The organism is Myxococcus sp. MH1 (genome assembly GCF_059738865.1).
Map to the genome: position 1 here is coordinate 520,448 of NZ_AP026947.1, position 19,071 is coordinate 539,518.

A 19,071-nucleotide genomic window follows, 5' to 3' on the forward strand; every position below is an offset into this window, starting at 1 on the left:
GATGACGCGAGGACTCCTCTCGTGGACCCGGGGTGCCTTCCTCCTCGTCGCCGTGCTGACGGCCGGCCTGGCGCGGGCGGATGGCAGTCAGTGCAGCGCCGATTGCATCACCAAGTCGGACGCGATGATGCGCTCGTGCATCGACAAGTGTCCTCCGCCCCCGGATGACCCGACCCGGCCCGGGCCCTTCCAGTCCTGCATGGCGCGCTGCCAGGAAAAGCAGGAGAAGAAGTTCGCGGAGTGCTCGGAGCGCTGCGTGGACCCGGAGGGAATCGAGACACCGCGCAAGGGCAAGAGCGGGCGCGTGCGCTAGCGGAGCGAGTGATGACCCACGCGAAGAGCTGGCTGCGATGCGCGGTGATGGCAGGGGTGCTCGTGTCCGGTGTCGCGGCCGCGCAGCGCGCGCCGTTCAAGTGGGAGGTGCCCGGCGTGGTGGGCGTGGTGGACGTCTCCGCGCCGGTCATCGCCAGCGGCATCCCGGTGAAGATGACGGCGGTGCGCAGCAAGGAGCGGCCGGAGGTCATCCTGCGCTCGCTCGTGGACCGCTTCCTCGTCTGGGGGCTGCACGTGCCCGCGGCCTCGCGCCAGCCGCAGCTGCTGCGTGAGCCGATGATCACCGCGCTCGATACGCGCGAGTTCATCTCGTACACGGCCATCGTCCAGCCCAACCCGGACGGCACGACGACGGTGTTCCTGGGACAGGCGGACCTGTCCAAGGCGCCGCGCGTCCAGTCCAGCGTGGCCCCGGTGTACCCGGGCGGCTCGGGGCTGTTGCAGTCGGAGATGGAGGGAGCGCGCACGCTCGTGTACTCGGCGAGCGCCAGGGCGTTGGACGTGGAGGTCTACTACCGCAACGAGCTTTCGCAGGCGGGCTTCGAGGAGGTGGAGCCGATGCTCTTCCGCTCCTCGCAGGACGAGCTCCACGTCCGGGTGACGCCGGCCAAGGAGGGCAAGGTGTCCGTCGTCGTCGTGCGACGGGGCGTCGCGCCCGAGGAGGCGCCGAAGCCGGCCGGTGATTGAAAGCGCCGCACCGAGCGTGTTACGGGCGCTGTCGACATGAGCGACGCGCCCTCCCAGGACAAGGACTTCAAGGACACCGTCAACCTGCCGCGCACGGACTTCCCGATGAAGGGGAACCTGGCGCAGCTCGAGCCGAGGATGCTCGGCTGGTGGGCGGAGCGGGGCATCTGGGGGAAGCTCCTGGAGAAGAACGCGGCCGGTGAGCCCTTCGTGCTCCCGGACGGTCCGCCGTACGCCAACGGCCACCTGCACGCGGGCCACGCGCTCAACAAGGTCCTCAAGGACATTGTCGTGAAGTACCGCAACCTGGTGGGTCGCCACTGCGACTTCATCCCGGGTTGGGACACGCACGGTCTGCCGATTGAGCAGGCGGTGGAGAAGCGGCTGAAGGACAAGAAGGTGGACAAGCGCACCCTGTCGCGCGACGCCTTCCTGGAGCTGTGCCGCGCGTACGCGCTGGAGTTCATCGACATCCAGAAGACGGAGTTCCAGCGGCTTGGCGTGTTCGGCTCGTGGGAGGCGCCGTACAAGACGCTCGACTTCTCTTACGAGGCGCAGGAAATCCGGGAGCTGGCCGGCTTCGCGCGCCGGGGCATGCTCTATCGCCGCAAGAAGCCGGTGTACTGGTGCCTCCAGGACCAGACCGCGCTGGCCGAGGCGGAGGTGGAGTACGAGGAGCACGAGTCCCCGTCCGTCTACGTGGCCTTCCCCGCCGGCCCCGAGCTGGCGGAGCGGGTGCCCTCGCTGAAGGGCAAGGCGGTCGACTTCGCCATCTGGACGACGACGCCGTGGACGCTGCCGGCCAACCTGGCCATCGCCGTCAACCCGGAGCTGGAGTACGTGTTCTACCAGCTGGGCGCGCGCGTCATCTGCGTGGCCAAGGACCTGCTGCCCAAGGTGCTGGCGGAGGTGAAGTCGGACGAGCTGGCGGTGAAGCACGTGGAGCTGCCGGGCGGTGAGGTCTCCGCGGCGGCGCTGGTGGACCCCGCGCGCATCCTCGCGTACGCGCGCGGCGAGGAGCTGGAGCACCTGACGTACCAGCACCCGTTCTACGAGCGGCGCGGGCGCATCCTGCTGGGCGAGCACGTCACGCTGGACGCGGGCACGGGCCTGGTGCACACGGCGCCGGGGCATGGCCAGGAGGACTACGAGGTCGGCCTGCGCTACGGCCTGGACATCTACAACCCGGTGCGTCCGGACGGCCGCTACGACGACACGGTGGGCCCGGCGCTCGCGGGCAAGCGCGTGTTCGAGGCGAACCCGCTGGTCATCGCGGTGCTGGTGGAGAAGGGCGCGCTGCTCAACGACGCGAAGGACACGGTGGCGCACAGCTATCCGCACTGCTGGCGCTGCCACAACCCCATCATCCTGAGCGCCACGTATCAGTGGTTCATCCCGATGGACGCGCCCTTCCACGGGGAGAAGACGTTCCGCCAGGAGGTGCTGGCGGAGGTGGACAAGGTGAGGTGGGTGCCCTCGTGGGGGCACAGCCGCATCCGGGGCATGCTGGAGACGCGGCCGGACTGGACCATCAGCCGTCAGCGCACGTGGGGCGTGCCCATCTGCATCGCGTACTGCGAGGGCTGTGACGAGGCGCTCGTGTCGCCGGAGCTGATGGAGAAGGTGGCCCAGGCGGTGGAGAAGGAGGGCGCGGGCGTGTGGTACCGCACGCCGGTGAAGGACTTCCTGCCGGAGGGCTTCGCGTGTCCGCGCTGCGGCAAGGGCGAGTTCCGCCGCGAGACGGACATCCTCGACGTGTGGTTCGACTCGGCGTGCATGTTCTCCGCGGTGCTGGAGCGCAGGCAGCGGCTGCCCGCGGACCTGTTCCTCGAGGGGAGTGACCAGCACCGCGGCTGGTTCCACTCGTCCATGCTGGTGTCGGTGGGGACGCGGGACCGCTCGCCCTACAAGGCCTGTCTCACGCACGGCTTCGTGGTGGACGGCAAGGGCGAGAAGATGTCGAAGAGCCTGGGCAACGTGGTGGCCCCGGAGAAGATCATCAACCAGTACGGCGCGGAGGTGCTGCGCCTGTGGGTGGCGGCGAGCGACTACCGCAACGACGTGCGCCTGTCGGACCAGATTCTCAAGGGCCTGTCGGAGGGCTACCGGAAGATTCGCAACACGGTCCGCTACGCGCTGAGCAACCTGTACGACTTCGACCCGGCGAAGGACGCGGTGCCGTACGAGCGGCTGTCGCCCCTGGACCAGTGGGCGCTGGGGCGGCTGGCCGAGGTCGTGGCCCGGGTGAAGCAGGCGTACGAGGACTACGAGTTCCACCTCGTCTACGCGACGGTGGTGGACTTCTGCGCCGGTGACTTGTCGGCGGTGTACTTCGACATCCTGAAGGACCGGCTCTACACGTGGCGCAAGGACGGGACGCCCCGGCGGGGCGCGCAGACGGTGTTGCATGAGGTGGCGTCCGTGCTGCTGCGGCTGCTCGCGCCGGTGATGAGCTTCACGGCCGAGGAGGCCTGGGGTTTCCTGCCGGGCAAGTCGACGGAGAGCGTGTTCCTGGCGGGCTTCCCGGAGCCGGGGACGAAGCTGTCGCCGGAGCTGGCGGAGCGCTACGCGAAGCTGTTCGCGGTGCGCGAGGCGGTGCAGGGCGTGCTGGAGGCGGCGCGGCGCGAGAAGCGCATCGGCGCGTCGCTGGAGGCGCGCGTGTTGCTGATGGCGTCCGCGTCCGTGCGTGACTTCCTGATGCAGCACCTGGACGAGCTGCCCGGGCTCTTCATCACCAGCCAGGTGGAGGTGGTGGACGCGGAGGGCATCGATGCGGCGGTGCTGGACGTGACGCGGGTGTTCGGCGACGGCGCGAAGCTCCTGGCCGAGGTGAAGCCCGCCGCGGGCCACAAGTGCCCGCGCTGCTGGACGTACTCGGAGGCGGTGGGGCAGGGCGGCGACGTGTGCCTCAAGTGCCGCGAGGCGCTGGCGGCGTGAGCGCCGGATGCCCGGTGGGCTCGCGCCAGTCCCAAGCGGACGGCGCGGGCTCTGGGGCGCGCTGAGATGAAACGGGCCCGCGCTTCCGTGAGGAGACGCGGGCCCGGATGTTTCAGGTGGTGTGTCGAACGCCTACGGAGGCGGAGGCGTGGTCGTGCACTCGGCGACGGGAGCCTGGGTTGCCCGGACCGAGTCACAGTCCAGCAGGGAGGCGAGGCCCGTGAGCGGCTCCACCATCAGCAGGCTGCGCGGGCGGCCCGACTTCGCCGAGAAGTTGAGCTGGAGGTTGCCCGGCGCCGCTGCGGTGAGCGCCGCGGTGTTGTCGAGCTGACCGCGCATACAGGTCAGGTTGCTGACGGCCCGGCCCGAGCCCGGCAGGTAGCAGAGCCCATGGACTGGCGTGGCGTTCATGGAGTCCGGGATGACGACGTCCGGGCCCGTCTCGGAACAGCACTCCGGGCTGGCGCGGCACGTGGTGCCGGTGCAGGCATCCCTGGGGCAGGTGTTGTTGTCGAAGTCGTTGTCACACGTCAGCCGCTCCCAACGGGCCACCCGCTTGCGGGTTCCATCGGGCAGCAGCACGTTGTTCTCCACCACGATGCGGACCGGCTGGTTGGTGGCGATGGCCCGCTGACGCGCGCGCAGCGCCGACGACCACAGCTCGCGGGTCGCCGTCGCCTCTCGCTGGCCATCCAGCGGCTTGCTGATGCCCACCACCGCCAGGGTCACCATCATCCCGACGACGGCGATGGCGATCATCAACTCCAACAGCGTCATTCCTCGCGTGCGCATCATCCTCAAGGCCCCGGAGCGGGCTGCAGGCCCGCCGACACGAAGTTCCGGGGAGACACCCGGAGGGTATAGGTCCGGCGCCTGAAGCCGTCCTGGGGGAAGCCGTCCTCATCCGGGATGTTGATCTTCGCCGGGTCCACCACCGTGCGGTCCGAGCGCGGCGTCCGGATGACCAGGTCGATCTCCACCTCGCGAATCCGTCGGCGAAGCAGGTTGCGAAGGTCGGCTTCGTTGGTGGGCGCAGCCTCGATGGGCGCCACCACGTTCACCGCGCATTCCGCATTGCCAGTCGTGCACTGGTCGATGGGCGGGCGAACCCCTTCCTCGGGGTACCACCGGTAGGCGAGGGCCGGCTGGGTCAGGTCGATGACCGCGAATCGAACCTGCATCCGCTCCACGTCCCGGCTCACCACGGCCCAGTTGGCCGCGCCCGGAGCCAGGTACTCCAGCGCCGGGTGTCCGCCCCTCCAGTTCACGCGATACGCCGCGCTGACGGTGCGCATGATGTTCCACCCGGAATCGGTGAACATGCCCACATCACTCGTGCAGGGCCCACTGGTGGTCGCGGCGGCGCCATGGCCTGGAGAGGCCTCGATGACGGAGTCACCGGTGCGGACGTTGGTCACCCGGAAGTGGCAGGCGAGCGCACCAGCCGTCGGGTTCGCGACGAGCGCGGGGGTCGGCTGGCCCGAGGTGGGCTGCAGGCGCGTGTGGGGGGCCGGGGCGGTGCACAGGATGTTCCCCGACTTGACGGATGTAATGTTGGGTCTGCCGGGGGCCGCGAATGCGTCACATCGCTCCATCGTCACCATCGTCCGCGGGTCACCCCAGTAGAGCTGCAACACATCGGACGTCATGTCGGCGTAGGGCGTGCCCGCGGGAGGCAGCGCGAAGGTCGCGTCCGCGGCGAACGGCGGGGTGGCCGTCGCCATGTCCAGTGCGGTCCAGCTCTGGATGGCATAGCGCTGGTCGCCTTCCGAGAACTGGATGGGGGAGTTGCCCATGCCGATTCCCGCGCGCTGCACGTCCAGGGTGAGCAGGTCCTTCACCGCCCGCCCCGTCACCTGCGCCACCATCGTCTGTTCCTCGGTGAGGGCACGCCGCTGCACCTGCATGCCCGCGACCAACCCGATGCCGAGCACGATGACGCCCAGCGCGCTGGCGATCATCACCTCCAGCAGCGTGAAGCCGCCCATGCGACGAAGGGTCTTCCTCATGGCGCCATCCGGGTCTGCATCACCACCACCTGGCGGCCCTGCCGGCCCCGCTCCAACCAGCTCACCGAGACGCGGACGTTGGCCACGTTCCCGGCAAGTCCCCCGCCCAACTGCCGGGTGACGGCCGGCAGCCCCGCCGCGCCGTTCTCGATGGAGCCCGGAAGGCCCACACTGGGACTGTCGATGTCCACCGCCACCTCGTACTCACGCGCGACCACGCCCGCGGCGGGCGCGACGGTCCGCAGCTCTCCTGCCGCCGTCTGCCACACCGTGGTGCGCCGGTTGTCCCACGGTGCCAGGTTGGCGCAGGGCGGGGTGGCCGCGCAGCCCTCGGACATGATGCTCTCGAGCGTGCGCTCGGCGATGAGCTGGGCCTGCGTGGCGGTGAGGGTGCGCCGGTTGGACGCGCTGATCTGCGTCACCAGCATCATCACCGCCGCGATGCCCACGAGCATCACGGCCATGGTGGCCAACACCTCCAGGAGCGTGACGCCCCTGGAGGCCTGCAACCGCGACGACTTCATCGAGGCAGTCTCCCGTCCGGAATCGGGTCGTAGATGAGCACTCGCGAGCGGGTCTCTCCCGAGTTCGCCGCCCCATTGTTCCACTTGTTCTTCTCACCCACCAGCAGGGGCTGTCCCGTGGCCGGCAGGATGAAGACGTGCTCGTCGTGCACCACCGGCGCGCTGGTGCCATGGCCCACCAGGGTGGAGCTCGTCAGCGTCGTCTTGCCCGCCCCATCCGGCGCCTGGTTCGCGGTGTAGAACCGGCCGCTCGTGGTCTCGCTCAGGTTGCAGACGTCCGCGGCCGCGCCCACGGCGGTGGTCGTGAACACCTTGTCTCCGCTGAGCGACACGCCGCCCCACACCGCCTGGCCCGGGTCGAGCGGCTGCACCCACAAGGGGTCGAGCAGCGCGCAGGGCTTGGAGCCGTCCGGGTTCGGGTCCTCGAAGGCCATCAGGTGGTAGCGGTAGTCCTCCTTGTTCGGAGGGCCGTCGCCAATCTCGTCCGGGTTGTCACCCGTGCCGAAGTAGATGCGCACCACGGGCTTGGCCGTGTCGCGCAGCACCTTCACCGCGAGGTTGGAGTGGATCTGCTGGAAGTGGGCCGTCCCCGCCGGGTTCGAGGCCGCGTCCGTGTGGGTCGAGGCCGCGACCGGCGCGCTCGCCACGCGGCAGGTCCGCACCTGCCGGCCATACGTCCGGGTGGAGTCCACCGAGTCCAGGTTGATGCGGTAGACGCTGCCGGCCGTGGTGGGCACGTACATGACGTCGTAGTGACCATCGCGGTTGAGGTCCAGCATGGCGGTCGCACCCGCGATGCCGGAGCCCTCGTCGAGCGTGATGACGCCCGCGTGGGCGCCCTTGCCGGTGCCCCGCTGCAGCGGCTTGCCCGTCTTCATGTCCAGCAGGTAGAGCGTGCCGGCGCGCCCGGCCGTGGGCTTGAAGTCCGTGCCGATGATGGCCGCCCAGGTGCCGGTCGTGTCGCCGGAGCCCCACTGGATGCGCGTGACGGACGCCGGGTGACGTGAGCCGGTCTGGTCCGGCAGCAGCACGTCATCGTCGTCGTCGGCCTCGTCCGTGAACGCGTCCAGCAGGGCGTCGTTCTTCAGGTTGTACTCCCACAGCGGCATCGGGTAGTCGGCGCGCGTCGCGGCCGGGTCCGTGCTGGGGTGGGTGACGTCGAGCGCGAAGATGATGGGGCTGCCCTTGCCCGTGGCCGACACGAGCGTCGTGCGGGCGCCCTTCAGGGGCCGCTGCAGGGCCGTGGTGGCCGTGGCGGGCGTCCACGCCTCGCCGAGCCCGCCGAAGTCCACATTGGCCAGCGTGGGCGAGGCATCCATCGTCGGCTTGGGCTTGGTCCCCGAGCCCGCGTACTTCACGTAGTGGTAGACGTAGTCCTTCAGCAGCCCGCCGGGCATGTACGCGAACAGCTCCTTGCCCGTGCCGTACTGCCGCGGCGCGATGGGCTTGGCGCAGGTGGAGCCCGAGTGCAGGAAGTAGCCGCGCAGCATGATGTCGTCGGAGCACTCGTCCTTCCCGTTGAGCCGGAAGGCGCCCGAGTCGAAGGCGTGCAGCACGCCCGTCATCGTGCCCACGTAGGCCACCGTCGGACGCTCGGAGAGCTTGGACATGAAGTTGCGGCGGTAGACGTCGCGCTCGGCCGGCAGGGCGTTCATCGCCCAGTTGTCGAGGTACGGGGGCACGGCCACGGCCACGGTGGACAGGTTGATGCCGCCCATGGCCCACGGGCGCTTCACGTTCGTCGCCCCGGGCAGCTGATGGTCCTCCCAGCCGTAGAGCCACTCGCGGAAGACGTTCCGGTCGTTGAAGCCCTCGGTGATTCGCGCGGCGGGGGCCATGGTGGGCGTGCCGCACTTGCCGTCGCTGTTCATGTCGAAGATCTTCTTGCCGGCATCGAGCTGGTTGCAGAGCGAGTCGGGGAACGCGACGCTGTTCGCGTTGTCCATGTCATCTTTGAGCGTGATGCGGCTCTGGTCCGGCTTCATCGTGTAGATGGTGCGGTTGAGCGGATCCTCGTTGCGCAGGGTCATGGCCATCACCCGGCCACCGTCCCAGCGCTCGACGACATTGGTCAGGTTCGTGTTCTCGGGGTCATAGAGCGAGCGGAAGTACAGCCGGCCTCGCAGCGAGTAGTCCTTGCGCCCGTCGTACAGCCGGGTGGAGGCCTCGGGCATGCCCACGCCGGGCCAGTTCTTGCCCCAGGCGCTGCCGGGCGTCTCGTTCACACCCCAGAGGATGGCGTTGCCCACCGTGGAGGGCGACGAGCGGGAGTAGCTGCCCGAGCGCACGGCCTGGTAGCCCACGTTGACGTTGTCGACCACGGGGACGCAGCGGTCGTCCGGGCTGGTGATGTCCACCTTCCAGCACAGCTGCGAGCCGGTGAAGCCCATCTCCAGCAGGTCCAGCTCCTTCACGTTCGGGTTGCCCGTGTCGAACTGCACCGGAATCCAGGTGCGGTTGGGGTTGGGCTTCTTCACGTAAACGCCACCCTGGAACTCGAAGGTGTGGCAGTCCACCGCCACCGAGTAGGTGATGGTCGGCGGCGCGCGACCCGGAACCGAGCAGGCCCCCGGCGTCTCCTCGGTCCAGCAGGGCGGGGACGAGCACATGTGGGCGGCGGCGGGCGCGACGTCGTCGTAGCGCGTGAAGCGCACCTTGGTGATGACGAAGTCCTCCGCGTCGCTCAGGTCGATGTCGTTGGACAGGCTGGCGGAGCGGAAGGTGCCGCCGTTCACCTTGTTGATGACGAACACCACGTCGTTGAAGTCGCGGTCACCGCCACCCGGGAGGTCCTCGAAGCCGAGAATCCAGCGGAAGGGGTCCGTGGACGGCGCGCCCACGATGACGTGGGGCATGGCATTGCGCACGCCGCCGGGCCGGTTGATCGTCGCGGCCTCCTTGGGCATGACCAGGTTGCCGTACGTCGCCTCGTTCTTCAGCCGGAAGAGCGTGTCGTCGTCGAGCCAGCCGCACAGCTTCGTGTTGCTGGTGCCGGCCACCACGCACTGGTTGGAGGCCGTCCCCTGGGGATTGTCGGCGCTGCAGTTGTCCTGGTACGGGCAGCCGATGTTGCGCTCAGCCACGAGCGCGGCGGAGCTCGAGTTCTGGTCCAGGTTCCAGGCGGACTTGGAGAAGAACACGTTGATGGGGGTCTGCAGGTGCAGCAGGCACTTGCCCGCGCTGTCCTGCTTCAAGCACGGATAGACGGTGCCCTCGTTCGGGCCGTGGTTGGAGCTGTAGTAGACGATGAGGAAGAACACGATCTCCCGGTTGCCCTGGATGGTGCCCAGGTCCACCGTGCGGTCGCCGAGGTCGATCTTGTCCGCGGGGTCCGGCGCGGGCAGCGGAACGCCCCGGTTGTCATACGTGCTGACGTTGTAGTCGGGGACCGCGTCGTAGTCGTCCGACATGTCCTTGACGGGGGTCATGCTGAGGAAGGTCGTCTTGTCGCTGTCGTCGTCCGCGAGCAGGAACACCATCTGCCCGATGCCCTTGCCGCCGTTCTTGTCGTCCGCGGGCTCGAGCAGGTTGGGGATGCGCGGGAAAAGACCCTTGTCGGAATAGTCATCGGTGGCGGCGGTGCCGCTGCTCTGGGACGTGCCGACGATGTCCGTGTCGATGTGCGTGGAGCCGCCGCCTGGGCGGGCATCCGCGAGTCCAGCGCCGCCGGTGACGCGCCGCCAGGTGTTCGCGCAGCTCGCCTTCATCGCGATGGCAGGCTGAGAGTACGACTCCCCGTCGGAGGTGAAGACAGAGCTCGCGCAGCGGCGGTCGGCCGGGTCTCCGATGAAGTCCCGCTTCTTGGGGCCCGACTGGGGCGCGATGTTGAAGAGGTCCTCGTGCAGGTCGAGGACTCCGTTGCCGTTCGAGTCGATCAGGTCTCCGTCCGCGTTCAGGTACTTCGCGGCCTGGTCCAGGTACATGTAGCCCAGCGCGTGCGAGGCGCCTGCGGACTCGAACACGTAGCTGATGGTGACGCGCTGGTCGTACGGGAAGACGATCTTCTCGGGGTTGAGCTTCTCGGGCGGCAGCAACTGGATGTCGGCGTCGCCGCTGCGTCCGGTGGGGACGAGCTTCAGCTCCTTGGGGAAGGTCATCTGGCCCAGGTCGTTCTCGGCGTTGCCGAAGCCGGGCTGCTTGTCCTGCGCCAGGTTGTCCTTGCAGAGCTGGGCCAAGCCGTCATCGGCGAGCGCGGCGGGCGTGGCCAGCAGGAGGAGCGTCGAGAGTGCTCGGTGGAGGGCTTTCATCGGGACTTCCCCTGGGCCGGCTTGTAGGTCTGGATGCCGTCGGTCCGCTGTTGCGCGCGGCGGGTCTCGAGGTCTTTCTGGAGCTGCTCACGCAGCCGTACGTCCTGAGGCGGCGACGGCGGGCGGGAGCTGGTCTTGAGGTAGGCCAGCAGCGCGTCCATCTCCGTCGGGGACATCCCCCGCGTGTCGCAGCGGGTGTCGTCCTTGACGCGATGGGGGTTGGCAATCCAGGTGCGCAGCTCCGCGCTGGGCGTCTGGCGCACCTTGCTGGTGAGCTCCACCCGCTTCTCACCCGCGGGACGTTGCTGCTGCTTCATGTGCGCGCCCCCCGACTTCTTGAGGGTCGCGGCCGAGGGCTGTGGCGTGAGGGTGTGGCAGCCGACACAGGCCTTCTGGAAGATGCGCTCTCCTTCAGGAGTCGCCGTGGCGAATCCTGGCAGGAGCAACAACGCGAGAAGCAAAGGGCGTTTCATGGATGACTCGCGGGACGGCGAGGAGTTCGTCAGGGAGGCGTGTTGTTGGGGAGCGTTTCGATCTGCGTGGTGTCGGGCGCGTTCTGCTCCCGCGAATTGTTGTAGTTGTTGTCAGAGCCGCAGCCGGCCATGTTGCAGCCGGGGCCGTAGGCCACCGCGCCGCTCTGGTTGGCGATGAGGGCCTGGACGACGGAGCGCGTGGGGCGGCCGTCGCGGCTCAGCACCTCGCCCACCGCGGCCACCCAGATGAGGCCGTTGCCGTCGGACGTGGGGTTCGAGTCGATGTCGTCGCGAACGAACACGCGGTAGCGCACGTTGTTCTGCTCCGGGTAGTCCGCGTAGGCGACGTTGTCCGCCCCCTGCTTCTCATGGGCGGGCATGTCGTTCGGCGTCAGCCGCAGGTAGTTCCACGGGTCGCCGGGGCTGGCGGGCAGCAGCTCGTACCAGGGGGGATTGGCGCCCGCGAGCCCCAGCTCCGTCACCTCGGCGCCCGAGTTGATGATCGTCGTCAGCGTGTTCTCGTAGGTGGTGGCGTCGAGCGCCGTGCGCAGCCGGATGGCCTCGCGACCCTCGGCCAGCCCCGCCTCCGCGGCGAAGAACGCCTCCTTCTGCCGGCGCGCGTCCGCCTGGGTGTCCGCCTCGCGGCCCACCACCCGGTAGCTCAGCATCACCGCCATCGTCACCACGAGCACGACGCCCAGCGCGACGAGCAGCGTGAAGCCTCCATTCGCTCGGGTTCGGGCCAGGTCTCGGTGCGTCATCGTCGCGGCTCCTCTGCGCTCCCCCCGTGCGGGGAATGCTGGAAGTGTCGCGAACTCAGCAACTCACGTGCCCGCTGGGGCATCCCCGCAACCCTCTGAAATCGTTTCGGTGCGGGCTTTCACCCTGGCGTCGCGGGTCATTGGTGACCTCGCAAAAAGTGCGAGGTGCGACTCTTTGCGAGGTGCGGGCTTCAGCTCTCGAGCTCCAGAGCGCGCAGCCGGTCGATCAACGCCTGCATGCGCTCCTGGTGTGTGCCGGGCCAGAACACGCGGCGACAGTCGTTGCACTGCTGGAAGTGGGTGTACCTGCGCGCCACGTCCGGGGGGACGCGATGGGTCACCTCGTGGGGTTGGGCGGGACTCAGGAGCGCGTTGCAGGCGATGCACCGGGAAAACGGCTTCATCCGGGAGCCGAGCCCATAGCGCCGCACCACCTCGACCAGCTGCTCGGCGGGGTCCGTGGCGCGAGGGAAGTAGCCGAGGACGACCTCGCTCCGCTTGAGCACGCCGAGGTCCCGGGTCAGCAGGACGCGCTCCTCGGTGCTCGAGATTCGCGCCAGCTCGGGGTCGTTGAAGTCGTTGCGCCACAGGGTGTCGAAGCCGAGCATCCGCAGGAAGCCCGACAGCCGCCCCAGTCCCACGTCGAGCACGAAGCGCGGCATGCCCTCGACGTGCCCGAGCGCCGGGAAGGCCTCGATGTGGGCTCCGGGCGTCACCCGATGCGCGAGCGCCACCGGGGCACCGTCGACGAGCACCTTGTCCAGCTCGGGATGCGGCGGGCCGAGTGACTCGATGAGGTCTTTGAGCGACGGCGAGCCCTGGGGCGCCACCTGCAGCCGCGTGCCCCGCTTCTCCGGCGCGACGAAGTCGTTCAGCCTTCCATGAAGTCGGACGGTCACCACGGTGGGTTGCTCCCGATTGCGTGACGAGGAGGACTCGGACCCTGGCCCGTGGGACGCCCCCGCTCGCGATTTTCACCGCTGTAAATGTACGATTTGGCGGTACGTAGCGGGACTGCGGGCTTGGCGCACTTCTATACTCCGCGCCCCGTCGGGCCGTCGTCGTCGGCCCGGACCATCTCTCGAATCGTCTCCACGGAAGCAGGCAGAGCGAATGAAGAAGACCCTTTCCTATCTGGCGTGCGCGGTGGTCTCGCTCACGGTTTTCGCTCTGGCGTGTGGGGATTCTTCGGAGCCGAAGACACCGCTTCCGTTGCCGGATGGCGGCGTGATGTGGGCCGAGTGCAATCCCCAGCAGGATGGCGGCGGCTGTGGTGCGGGTGAGGAGTGCCGCTTCGTCCCGTTCTACGACCGGTCCATCTGTGTCCGGCCGTGTGATGAGCAGGGCGCCTGTGGTCAGGCCGAGGCGGCGTGCTGTCCCACCGGCGAGGCGCGTGACGGAGGCGACGCCACCTTCTGTCTGCCGACCGAGGTGTGCGAGGCCACGCCGGACGCGGGCGCGGGCGATGCGGGCGAGGACGCGGATGGCGGCTCGCTGACGGACGACGGCGGGACGCTCGAGGACGCGGGACCGGGCACCGAGACCGACGCGGGCACGACGGACGCGGGCGGCCCCGTCATCGTGGACGACGCGGGCACGACGACGGACGCGGGTGGCCCTGTCATCGTGGATGACGCGGGTACGACGACGGACGCCGGCACGACGGACGCGGGTGGCCCTGTCATCGTGGACGATGCGGGCACGACGATTGACGCAGGGTCTCCGGTCGACGCGGGTCCTGGCACGACGGACGACGCGGGCACGACGATTGACGCGGGCTCCCCCATCGACGCGGGCACGGACGCGGGTTCCCCCATCGACGCGGGCACGGACGCGGGTTCCCCCGTGGACGCGGGCACGCCGGACGCGGGCTCGTCGACGGACGGTGGTCCCGCGCCGGGCGGCTACACCAACATCCGTATCATGGCGGCGAACCTGTCGAGCGGGAACGGCCAGGACTACGACCCGGGCCACGGCATCCGCCTGATGCAGGGCGTGGACCCCGACGTCGTGCTCATCCAGGAGTTCAACTACAAGAGTGACTCGGTGGCGGACATCACCTCGCTGGTGAACCAGGTGGGCCCGGGCTTCCACTACTACCGGGAGGGCGGCGCGCAGATCCCCAACGGCGTCATCAGCCGCTGGCCCATCATCGAGTCCGGCGAGTGGAAGGACCCGGAAGTCGACAACCGCGACTTCGCCTGGGCGCGCATCGACATCCCGGGGCCCAAGGATTTGTGGGCCGTCAGCGTGCACTTGCTGACCCGCAGCGCCGGAGCGCGCAACGCCGAGGCAGCTGAAATCGTCGCCAAGGTCAGGGAGAAGGTCCCGGAGAGCGACTACCTGGTCATCGGCGGTGACCTCAATACGGACAGCTTCAGCGAGAGCTGCTTCACCACCTTCAAGAACGTGGTCGTCACCAGCGCCCCGTACCCCGCGGACAAGAACGGCAAGACGGGCACCAACGCCAGCCGTGCGAAGCCCTATGACCACGTCCTGGTCGACCAGGACCTGAACCAGTACCGCACGCCCACGGTCATCGGCTCCAACTCGTTCCCCAACGGCCTCGTGCTCGACAGCCGCGTCTACACCCCGCTGTCGGACATCGCACCTGTGCAGTCCAACGACAGCGGCGCCCCCAGCATGCAGCACATGGGCGTCATCAAGGACTTCCGCGTCCCTGCCCCCTAGCCTGACGCGGCGGGCGCGCGGCGGCGCCGAGACAGGCCGCCGCGTGCTCCGCTCAGAAGTTCCACTTGTGCTTGTTGCGCTCGATGAAGCGCGCCACCGGCGGGATTCGCGCGATGAGCGGCGTGAGCACGAACACCGCCGCCAGCCGCAGGGGCTTCACCACCTGCGACGCCGCGTAGGCCGCCGCCCACGTGCCCGCCTGCTCGCCCGCACCGGACGGCTGGAAGCCCAGCCGGATGGCCGCGTAGAAGCCCACCAGCACCAGGCCGAAGATGACGTAGTTCGTCACCAACGCCAGCGGGCCGTACTCCAGCATCAGCGTCTTGAAGCGGGCCATCAACGACGGCTTCCCGGCCTTCGCCTCGGGAGTCGTTGTGGGTGGGGGCGTGTCGGAGACTGAAGGATTCACGTCGGGCTCAACAGGCGGCATGTCCACACCATGCCCCAAACGAGCGATGTCCGGGAAACAGAGCATGCTGCCCGCCGGGGGCCGGTCGGCCCTCCGGGTTGTCAGGGCTTGGGGGGCGGGTTAAGGGATTGGGACGCGTCATGAAAGCCTCCCTCCGCCTCCTCATTCTCGTGGCCACCACGGTCCTCGTCGCGGACCAGGTGACCAAGTATCTGGCTGTGTCCCGGTTGACGGATGCCCTGGACGGGCGTGAAGGGATGGCCCGGGTGACGGGCTACTTCACCCTCCACAACCTCGACAACGACCCGCCTCGCGAGGACGGCGAGCGCAACGTGCTGCGGCCCCACCGCTTCGTGGAGGACTACTGGCACTTCCGCTACGTGGAGAACCCGGGCGCGGCGTGGGGCATGTTCGCCGACCTGCCCGACAGCGTGCGGCGCACGTTCTTCCACGTGGTGAGCGTGGCGGCGCTGGCCTTCATCTTCCTGATGTACCGCCGCACCCCGCTGGACCAGCAGCTGGCGCGCCTGGCGCTGGCGCTCATCACCGGCGGCGCGCTGGGCAACTTCCTGGACCGGCTGATTCGCGGCTACGTCATCGACTTCGTCGACTGGCATTGGCGCAACCAGCCGGGCATGCGCTGGCCCACCTTCAACGTCGCGGACGCGGCCATCTGCGTGGGCGTGGCCTTCATGCTGCTGGACTCGCTGAAGGTGCGCCGCCCGGAGGCCGTTGCGGCGCCGCTCGCCCAGAGCCCCAATCCGTGACGGGTGGGGGCCGGGTGGTGTAAGCCCAGGCCCGTGCCTCGCAAATACGTCATCCTCCTCGCCGTCACCCTGGGCGTCATCGCCCTGGACCAGTGGACGAAGTATCTCGTCGTCCGTGAGCTGACCTCCCAGATGCAGGGGCAGCAGACGCTGGGCGGCCGGCTGGGCGCCATGTTCAGCGCGCCGCCCGAGCGCGGCTTCGATGGGCTGCACTACCGCTCCCGCCGCAGCATCGAGGTGTCGGAGTCCTTCTTCCGCCTGCGCTACGCGGAGAACCCGGGCGCGGCGTGGGGTCTGTTCAGGAACCTCCCGCCCGAGCAGCGCGGCCCGCTCTTCCACGTGGTGAGCCTGGGCGCGGTGGTCCTCATCGTCTTCTACTTCCGCAAGCTGTCCGGCTCGGACCCGGAGGAGAAGTGGGCGCTGTGGGGCCTGCCGCTCGTCCTGGGGGGAGCGCTGGGCAACTACATCGACCGGCTGGCCCGGGGCTTCGTCATCGACTTCCTGGAGGCCCACTGGTTCGACAAGGCGGCGTGGCCGTCCTTCAACATCGCGGACGCGGCCATCTGCGTGGGCGTGGGCCTGCTGCTGGTGGACGCGTTCGTGCGCAAGGAGAAGCCCGCGCCGGCGCCCACCAAGGCCGCCTGAGCGTCACCTCGCCGGAGGGCCGCCCGAGCGGGCCGGCGTGCTCCCCGCCTTGCTCCGACGCGTGGCGCGGGTAGCCTCCCGAGCGCTCACGCCGCCCCTCTCGTCCGCCGGCAGGTCTCCATGCTCCCCGTCCTCTTCCGCCTCACCTTCACCAGCCTGTGGGCGCAGTTGCTGCTGTACGCCCTCGCCGTGGGCACGGTGGGCTACATCGCCTTCAACGGGTGGCGCGGCGCGGTGGGGGAGGTGGACCCGAAGACGGGCACGCGCAAGGCGGTGGTGCTCGCGGACCGGCTCCTGCGCGCGGCGGGCTTCGGGCTCGCGGGTGCGGGGCTGGCGTGGTTCGGCCTCAAGTACGCGCTGCCGGAGGGCGCCTTCCCCGGCGGCAAGGGCGAGGGCATCCCCCTGCACACCTACGGCGTGCTGCTCGCCACGGGCTTCATGACGGCGGTGACGGTGGCCGGGCGGCTGGCGCGGGACGAGTGGCGCAGGGTCGAGCTCGTCGATGGCCAGTGGGTGGACGTGGAGGGGCCCAAAAAGCGCGAGCAGGTGATGGACCTGGCCTTCTGGGTGCTCATCGGCGGCATCGGCGGCAGCCGGCTGCTCTTCGTGCTGGTCAACTGGAAGGACTACTCGCGCGACTGGACGCAGGCGTTGTCGCTGGGGGGCGGGCTCGTCTTCTACGGAGGGCTCATCGGCGCGGCGGTGGCGGCGTGGTTCTTCGCGCGCGCCCACGGCATGGACTTCCTGCGGCTGGCGGACGTGTGCATCCCCACCGTGTCGCTGGGGCAGTGCCTGGGGCGGCTGGGCTGCTTCAGCGCGGGCTGCTGCTGGGGCGACGTGGCGCCGGCCCACTCCGCGACGGCGGTGCACTTCCCGGGCTCGGGGCTGGCGCAGGACCTGTTCGGCCAGGTGGGCAATGCCTCCAGCCTCGCGTACACCTCCCAGCTCGACGACACGCGCTTCGTCGTGGAGGCGACAGGCCAGATTCTGCACCAGGCTACGCCGGACGCGGTGCGCATCTCCGACTGGGTGGCCCAGCACGGACACACCCTGGGCGTCTACCCCACCCAGCTCTTCGAGTCCCTGGGGCAGCTCGTCCTCTTCGTGGCGCTGCTGTACGTCCGCCGCTTGCGCCGCTTCCACGGGCACATCTTCGCGCTGTGGCTGATGGCCTACGCGGTGCTGCGCACCACCGTGGAGCTGTTCCGCGGGGACGTGGAGCGCGGGACGCTGCACGGCCTGCTCGAGTCCCTGGGGGCCCAGGGGCTGGCGGACGCGGTGCCGTTGGAGGCCTGGTTCAACATTTCCACCAGCCAGTCCATCTCCCTGTGCATGTTCGCCCTCGGGGCGACGCTGCTCTACCAGAAGGGGCGGCGAGGGGCGGGCGAGGTGGCGGGCGAGGCCGGACCGACACCGTCGGCGGCGTGAGGTTGATCCCCGGACGCCGGTTGGGGACACTCTGAGACGTCATGCCGCCCCCCGACGCCCGACAGTCCGCCGCGAAGTCCCCCGCCACGAAGGCCCCGGCGGACACCAGCTCCAGCGAGGCCGTCCTTCATGAGTGCGAGGCGCTGGAGGCGGAGCTGGCCGCGCTGCGCAACCTCTTCGAGCAGTACTTCCTGGGCAACGAGCGCAACCCGCCCACGCGCGCCCACGAGGACTTCAAGAAGCGGGTGAACAAGCTGAAGACGTCGTTCATCCGCAGCACCGCGGCCAAGTTCCGCGTGGGCAGCATCCACAGCAAGTTCCTCACGTACGAGCGGCTGTGGGTGCGCACGCTGCAGGAAATCGAAGCGGGCACGTACAAGCGCGACCTGTTCAAGGCCCGGCGTCGCGCGGAGGTGCGCGGAGGCTCGGCGAACAAGGACGCGAAGAAGGGCGTCGTCGAGCTGCCGGAGGACATCTCCGACATGGACTTCGAGGAGGTGGAGGAGGTGCTCCGCCCCCGCCCCGTCAACGAGCCACCCCTGGCCGCGGCCATCGCCGCCGCGGCGGTCGCCGCCTCCACGCCTTCCGCCGGGGGCACGCCCTTCCGTGGCACGCCCGCGGTGGCCAGCGCCTCGGCGGCGCCGAGCGTGGCGCCGGTGGCGGCCCCCGCCGGGTCGCGCGGAGGCATCCCGGGAATCGCCCCGCTGACGCCCGCCGTGGCGCCGGTGACGGGGACGCCCGCGCGCGGACTGCCCACGGTGACGTCGCCGCTCGCGGGCACGCCGGCGCGAGGCTCGGCCGCGGTTCCTCCGGGCATGGCCGCGAAGCCCGCGGGGACCCCCGTGCCCGTGGCACGTCCCTCGGCGGCGCCGGTCGCGGCGTCCAGGCCCGCGGCGCCCGTGGCCTCGGCGGCGCCCAAGCCCGCGGCGGCGGGAGGCGGCGGCATGTCGGACGACAAGCTGCGCGCCGTGTACGACGCGTACGTCACCGCGAAGCGGCGCTGCCAGGAGGACACCTCGAAGATGTCCTACGAGTCGGTGGCCGCCACGCTGCGCAAGCAGGTGCCGGAGCTGCTCAAGCAGCACAACGCCAAGGCGGTGGAGTTCAAGGTCGTCATCAAGGACGGCAAGGCCTCGCTCAAGGCCGTGCCGAAGTAGGCG

At 69.5% G+C, this 19,071-nt stretch carries 16 protein-coding genes; 8 read left to right on the forward strand and 8 right to left on the reverse strand.

Translation table 11 applies throughout. The features are described 5' to 3' along the window. Position 1 precedes the first annotated feature (1 nt). The 3 genes from AC6JA9_RS02105 to ileS are packed head-to-tail and all read left to right on the forward strand — an operon-like array spanning position 2 to position 3,957. On the forward strand, positions 2–313 hold the full coding sequence (locus AC6JA9_RS02105; RefSeq protein ID WP_223751431.1) for a hypothetical protein: 312 nt from the start codon (positions 2–4) through the stop codon (positions 311–313). A gap of 11 nt (positions 314–324) precedes the next feature. Then, positions 325–1,020: a hypothetical protein gene (locus AC6JA9_RS02110; protein ID WP_497959009.1), complete on the forward strand. Its 696-nt coding sequence runs from the start codon at positions 325–327 to the stop codon at positions 1,018–1,020. A 36-nt stretch (positions 1,021–1,056) separates the two neighbouring features. Then, entirely contained in the window at positions 1,057–3,957 is a 2,901-nt protein-coding gene (gene ileS, locus AC6JA9_RS02115) for an isoleucine--tRNA ligase (protein WP_497959010.1), read from the forward strand. Positions 3,958–4,089: 132 nt separating this feature from the next. Here the strand turns inward: ileS and AC6JA9_RS02120 are convergent, their stop codons facing one another. The 7 genes from AC6JA9_RS02120 to AC6JA9_RS02150 all read right to left on the reverse strand — a co-directional run bounded on the left by AC6JA9_RS02120 (position 4,090) and on the right by AC6JA9_RS02150 (position 12,873). After that, a complete protein-coding gene (locus AC6JA9_RS02120; RefSeq protein ID WP_141324161.1) occupies positions 4,090–4,752 on the reverse strand; it encodes a pilus assembly FimT family protein in 663 nt (220 codons plus the stop codon). 2 nt (positions 4,753–4,754) lie between these two features. Beyond that, on the reverse strand, positions 4,755–5,966 hold the full coding sequence (locus tag AC6JA9_RS02125; protein WP_223751429.1) for a prepilin-type N-terminal cleavage/methylation domain-containing protein: 1,212 nt from the start codon (positions 5,964–5,966) through the stop codon (positions 4,755–4,757). Next, the gene (locus AC6JA9_RS02130) at positions 5,963–6,490 is read right to left on the reverse strand and encodes a type IV pilus modification PilV family protein (RefSeq protein ID WP_497959011.1); all 528 of its coding nucleotides are present in this window, start codon (positions 6,488–6,490) and stop codon (positions 5,963–5,965) included. Before AC6JA9_RS02130 ends, AC6JA9_RS02125 begins: the two co-directional genes overlap by 4 nt. Next, positions 6,487–10,737 (reverse strand): DUF4114 domain-containing protein, encoded by a 4,251-nt coding sequence (locus AC6JA9_RS02135; RefSeq protein WP_483576801.1) that lies wholly within the window; start codon positions 10,735–10,737, stop codon positions 6,487–6,489. Before AC6JA9_RS02135 ends, AC6JA9_RS02130 begins: the two co-directional genes overlap by 4 nt. Next, positions 10,734–11,210, reverse strand: a complete 477-nt coding sequence (locus AC6JA9_RS02140; RefSeq protein WP_141324158.1) for a c-type cytochrome — start codon at positions 11,208–11,210, stop codon at positions 10,734–10,736. Before AC6JA9_RS02140 ends, AC6JA9_RS02135 begins: the two co-directional genes overlap by 4 nt. A gap of 29 nt (positions 11,211–11,239) precedes the next feature. Then, positions 11,240–11,971 (reverse strand): hypothetical protein, encoded by a 732-nt coding sequence (locus AC6JA9_RS02145; RefSeq protein ID WP_141324157.1) that lies wholly within the window; start codon positions 11,969–11,971, stop codon positions 11,240–11,242. A gap of 191 nt (positions 11,972–12,162) precedes the next feature. After that, positions 12,163–12,873, reverse strand: a complete 711-nt coding sequence (locus tag AC6JA9_RS02150) for a Mut7-C RNAse domain-containing protein (protein WP_497959012.1) — start codon at positions 12,871–12,873, stop codon at positions 12,163–12,165. A gap of 211 nt (positions 12,874–13,084) precedes the next feature. Here AC6JA9_RS02150 and AC6JA9_RS02155 point away from each other — a divergent pair, with 211 nt between their 5' ends. Then, positions 13,085–14,662 (forward strand): endonuclease/exonuclease/phosphatase family protein, encoded by a 1,578-nt coding sequence (locus AC6JA9_RS02155; protein ID WP_497959013.1) that lies wholly within the window; start codon positions 13,085–13,087, stop codon positions 14,660–14,662. 52 nt (positions 14,663–14,714) lie between these two features. Here the strand turns inward: AC6JA9_RS02155 and AC6JA9_RS02160 are convergent, their stop codons facing one another. Then, positions 14,715–15,071 carry a hypothetical protein gene (locus AC6JA9_RS02160; protein WP_267698406.1) on the reverse strand — a complete coding sequence of 119 codons (357 nt, stop codon included), beginning with the start codon at positions 15,069–15,071 and terminating at the stop codon, positions 14,715–14,717. Between the two features lie 140 nt (positions 15,072–15,211). On the opposite strand from AC6JA9_RS02160, the gene lspA (AC6JA9_RS02165) reads away from it, so the two are divergent. The 4 genes from lspA (AC6JA9_RS02165) to AC6JA9_RS02180 all read left to right on the forward strand — a co-directional run bounded on the left by lspA (AC6JA9_RS02165) (position 15,212) and on the right by AC6JA9_RS02180 (position 19,068). Beyond that, the gene (lspA, locus tag AC6JA9_RS02165; RefSeq protein WP_223782223.1) at positions 15,212–15,838 is read left to right on the forward strand and encodes a signal peptidase II; all 627 of its coding nucleotides are present in this window, start codon (positions 15,212–15,214) and stop codon (positions 15,836–15,838) included. Between the two features lie 33 nt (positions 15,839–15,871). Next, positions 15,872–16,483, forward strand: a complete 612-nt coding sequence (gene lspA / locus AC6JA9_RS02170) for a signal peptidase II (protein WP_223751421.1) — start codon at positions 15,872–15,874, stop codon at positions 16,481–16,483. 120 nt (positions 16,484–16,603) lie between these two features. After that, positions 16,604–17,911 carry a prolipoprotein diacylglyceryl transferase gene (locus AC6JA9_RS02175; protein ID WP_497959014.1) on the forward strand — a complete coding sequence of 436 codons (1,308 nt, stop codon included), beginning with the start codon at positions 16,604–16,606 and terminating at the stop codon, positions 17,909–17,911. Between the two features lie 41 nt (positions 17,912–17,952). Further along, positions 17,953–19,068 carry an MXAN_5187 C-terminal domain-containing protein gene (locus AC6JA9_RS02180; RefSeq protein WP_223751419.1) on the forward strand — a complete coding sequence of 372 codons (1,116 nt, stop codon included), beginning with the start codon at positions 17,953–17,955 and terminating at the stop codon, positions 19,066–19,068. Positions 19,069–19,071 lie beyond the last annotated feature (3 nt).

Coding starts and splice junctions, on each gene's coding strand:
- ileS (WP_497959010.1), top strand. CDS start 1,057: ATGAGCGACGCGCCCTCCCAGGACAAGGACTTCAAGGACACCGTCAAC.
- AC6JA9_RS02130 (WP_497959011.1), bottom strand. CDS start 6,490: ATGAAGTCGTCGCGGTTGCAGGCCTCCAGGGGCGTCACGCTCCTGGAG.
- AC6JA9_RS02145 (WP_141324157.1), bottom strand. CDS start 11,971: ATGACGCACCGAGACCTGGCCCGAACCCGAGCGAATGGAGGCTTCACG.
- AC6JA9_RS02120 (WP_141324161.1), bottom strand. CDS start 4,752: ATGATGCGCACGCGAGGAATGACGCTGTTGGAGTTGATGATCGCCATC.
- AC6JA9_RS02180 (WP_223751419.1), top strand. CDS start 17,953: ATGCCGCCCCCCGACGCCCGACAGTCCGCCGCGAAGTCCCCCGCCACG.
- lspA (WP_223782223.1), top strand. CDS start 15,212: ATGAAAGCCTCCCTCCGCCTCCTCATTCTCGTGGCCACCACGGTCCTC.
- AC6JA9_RS02135 (WP_483576801.1), bottom strand. CDS start 10,737: ATGAAAGCCCTCCACCGAGCACTCTCGACGCTCCTCCTGCTGGCCACG.
- AC6JA9_RS02125 (WP_223751429.1), bottom strand. CDS start 5,966: ATGAGGAAGACCCTTCGTCGCATGGGCGGCTTCACGCTGCTGGAGGTG.
- AC6JA9_RS02110 (WP_497959009.1), top strand. CDS start 325: ATGACCCACGCGAAGAGCTGGCTGCGATGCGCGGTGATGGCAGGGGTG.
- AC6JA9_RS02175 (WP_497959014.1), top strand. CDS start 16,604: ATGCTCCCCGTCCTCTTCCGCCTCACCTTCACCAGCCTGTGGGCGCAG.
- AC6JA9_RS02105 (WP_223751431.1), top strand. CDS start 2: ATGACGCGAGGACTCCTCTCGTGGACCCGGGGTGCCTTCCTCCTCGTC.
- AC6JA9_RS02155 (WP_497959013.1), top strand. CDS start 13,085: ATGAAGAAGACCCTTTCCTATCTGGCGTGCGCGGTGGTCTCGCTCACG.
- AC6JA9_RS02140 (WP_141324158.1), bottom strand. CDS start 11,210: ATGAAACGCCCTTTGCTTCTCGCGTTGTTGCTCCTGCCAGGATTCGCC.